Source organism: Rhodoblastus sp., assembly GCF_041915505.1.
Lineage (GTDB): Bacteria > Pseudomonadota > Alphaproteobacteria > Rhizobiales > Beijerinckiaceae > Rhodoblastus.
In genome coordinates this window covers 1-2,935 of the sequence record NZ_JAYSBG010000405.1, presented here as the reverse complement: position 1 = coordinate 2,935, position 2,935 = coordinate 1, and the positions used below count along the sequence as shown (strand labels likewise).

The following is a 2,935-nucleotide window of genomic DNA, read 5'->3' as shown; positions in this document are numbered from 1 at the left end:
TCGCGTGATCTCGATCTCTGGGCCTATCAGCGCGGTGTCGTCCTCGACTTCTCGCGGCCAGGCAAGCCGACTGACAACGCCTTCATCGAGTCGTTCAACGGCAAGTTCCGGGCGGAGTGTTTGAACGTAAGCGTCCGGTGACGCATCCTTTGGATTTCCTGGCGATTGGCTGAAGTTACGTCGCTAATTTCGTGCTTAGCGACGTGACGAGCGATTGATGGCGCGTGTTGAGATTTTTTCGGGGCGCGAGCGCCGGCGGTTTTGGTCGGACGCGCAAAAGCTCGCGATATTGGATGAGATCGCGTCGTCTGGCCTCGGCGTTGTTGCGGTGGCGCGGCGCCATGATGTTTCGCCACAGCAGGTCTACGTTTGGCAGCGGCATTTCCGCCGCAAGGCGCTGGCCAAACCGACGCCGTCGCTTGTGCCGGTCACACTTGTCGAGCCGGAGGCGCGCTCCGTTGAGCCAGTGGGTGTCGCTCGCGTCAGCCGGGTAGAAATCCGTTGTCTGAACGGCCGCGTCCTCATCGTCGAGACAGGGTTCGACGCCGCGGAGCTGAAGGCGTTGATCCGATCGGTGGAAGACGCATGATCGGCCCCGGGTCCAGCGTTCGCGTTTATCTCGCCTGCGGCGTCGTCGACATGCGCAAGGGCATCGACGGATTGGCGGCGTTGGCTCAGGCGAGCCTGCGCCAGAACCCGGCCTCGGGCGCGGTTTTCGCCTTTCGTGGCCGGCGCGGCGACCGGATCAAGCTTCTGTATTGGGACGGGCAAGGCTTCTGCCTGTTCTACAAGGTTTTGGAGCGCGGCCGCTTTCCCTGGCCTTCGGCCGCCGATGGCACGGCGCGTTTGACGGCGGCGCAATTGGCGATGCTGTGGGAAGGCATGGATTGGCGGCGTCCGTCCTGGTCGTCGCCGCCCTCTCGAATGGCCTGAAAATCAGGCGTCACAGCGGGATAAGGCTGTCGCGGTCACGGCAAATCAGCTAGATTCTGGCCATGAGCCAGGCCGTCGCCGATCTGCCGGAAGATGTCGAATCCTTGCGCGCGATCATCGCGGCGCAGGCGACGGAACTGGCCAAGGCGAACCGTCGGCTTCACACGCGCGACACGCTGATTGAAAAACTGAAGGCGCAATTGGCGTTGTTGCGCCGCGCCCGCTATGGCGCCTCTTCCGAAAAGGTCGAACGGGAGATCGCGCAGCTGGAGCTGGCGCTTGAGGACATCGAGGCCTCCGCCGGCGAAACCGCGCCGCCGCCTGTTGGCAAGGCCGAAGCCGAAAAGACCAAACCGTCGCGCCAGCCTTTGCCGGATCATCTGCCCCGTTTCGAGGAGGTCCACGAGGTTGGCGATTGCGCCTGTCCGACCTGCGGCGGTCGTGACTTTTTGGAGGCCGGCTCCGTCGTCAGCGAAGTGCTGGATTATATTCCGGCCTCCTTTCGCGTCGTGCGCCATGTCCGCCGCAAGATGGTGTGCAAGGGCTGCGACACGGAGATCAAGGCGACCATGCCTTCGCCGCCGATCGAACGCGGCAAGCCGGGCGCCGGCCTGCTCGCGCATCGGCCAGGTGAGCGCGCTGCTGGCGCCGCTGGTCGACGCCTTGCGCGCGCATGTGTTCGCAGGCGATCGGCTTCACGGCGATGACACTCCGGTCCCCGTGCTTGATCCCGGACGGGGACGGACCAAGGAAGGCCGGCTGTGGGTTTATGTTCGCGACGGTCGTCCCTGGAAGGATCAGACGGCGCCGGCGGCCGCCTATTTTTACAGCCCCGACCGCAAGGGCGAACATCCGAGAACGCATCTCGAAAACTTCCGCGGCGTGCTCCATGCCGATGGCTATGCCGGCTTCCGCCATCTCTATGAACCCAAAAAGCCTGGCGAGGCGCCCCCCATCCTCGAAGCGGCCTGCATGGCGCATGTCCGCCGCAAGTTCTTTGACCTGACGGTGTCAGGCCCGGCTCCGATCTCGGAAGAGGCGATCAAGCGCATTGGCGAACTTTACGACATTGAGGCGCTGATCCGCGGCGCGCCGCCCGAGCGACGACGAGAATTACGTCAGAAGCAAACGGCGCCGCGCTTCAAGGCCCTGCACGGCCGGTTTGAGGCCACGCTTGCCCAACTGCCGCAAAAATCCAAGACGGCAGAGGTCATCCGTTATGCGCTGACGCGGTGGACGGCCCTCGGTCGGTTCATCGACGACGGCACGATCGAGATCGACAACAACACAGCCGAGCGCGCAATCCGCCCAATCCCGCTTGGGCGCAAGAACTGGCTCTTCGCCGGTTCAGACAGGGGCGGCGAACGCGCTGCTGACATACTGTCGCTGATCGAGACCGCAAAACTCAATGGCCTCGACCCCGAAGCATATCTGAGAACGGTTCTCGCTTGCATCGCCGATCACCCGGCCAAGAAGATCGCCGATCTCCTGCCGCGGGCTGGCGCCTTCCAGCCAAAGACTGCCTGACCGGACGCTTACGACGCTTACGTTTGAACGCGCATTGGTTCATGAGCCTTGCCGACGCGCGCGAAAAAGTGGAGGCTTGGCGTAGAGACTATAACGAGCTACGATCGCATAGCGCCATCGGCAACAAGCCGCCGATATCGCTCCTCATTCGGCCACCGGACAGCAGCCCGCGGTGACCCGAACATCCCCTGGAATCGGCCAGCAAGCCGGTCCAACGTCGGGGGCAGGCTCACCAACCGTCAGAGCGAACTCAGAGCTGGATAAAAGTTGGGGGCAACGTCACCTTCAAAACAGCTTCTGCCGGCGCCTTCGCCGGTCCGGATTTTTGTCTCATCTTCGCTCCTTGATCGTATCCCTCCGGCGAGGGCCGTCTGGCATTGACTGCGCGGAGCGCGGATAGGTGATCGGAGTGGCGCGGTGATCGTGTCCACTTGTGGATAATGGACACTATCTCTGATGCGGGATGTTGGAAGCG

2 protein-coding genes and 3 pseudogenes are annotated in these 2,935 nt (G+C 63.1%); all 5 read left to right on the top strand.

Annotated elements, in window-relative coordinates:
- Positions 1–126 (top strand): annotated as a pseudogene (locus ACE3S9_RS17720) (integrase core domain-containing protein); the annotation flags it as partial.
- Between the two features lie 91 nt (positions 127–217).
- Entirely contained in the window at positions 218–589 is a 372-nt protein-coding gene (locus ACE3S9_RS17715) for a transposase (protein ID WP_374547801.1), read from the top strand.
- On the top strand, positions 586–933 hold the full coding sequence (gene tnpB / locus ACE3S9_RS17710) for an IS66 family insertion sequence element accessory protein TnpB (RefSeq protein WP_374547800.1): 348 nt from the start codon (positions 586–588) through the stop codon (positions 931–933). The genes ACE3S9_RS17715 and tnpB overlap by 4 nt, the downstream gene beginning before the upstream one ends.
- Positions 934–995: 62 nt before the next feature.
- Positions 996–2,460, top strand: a pseudogene (locus ACE3S9_RS17705) (IS66 family transposase).
- Positions 2,451–2,636 (top strand): annotated as a pseudogene (locus tag ACE3S9_RS17700) (integrase core domain-containing protein); the annotation flags it as partial. The pseudogenes ACE3S9_RS17705 and ACE3S9_RS17700, both read left to right, overlap by 10 nt.
- Positions 2,637–2,935 lie beyond the last annotated feature (299 nt).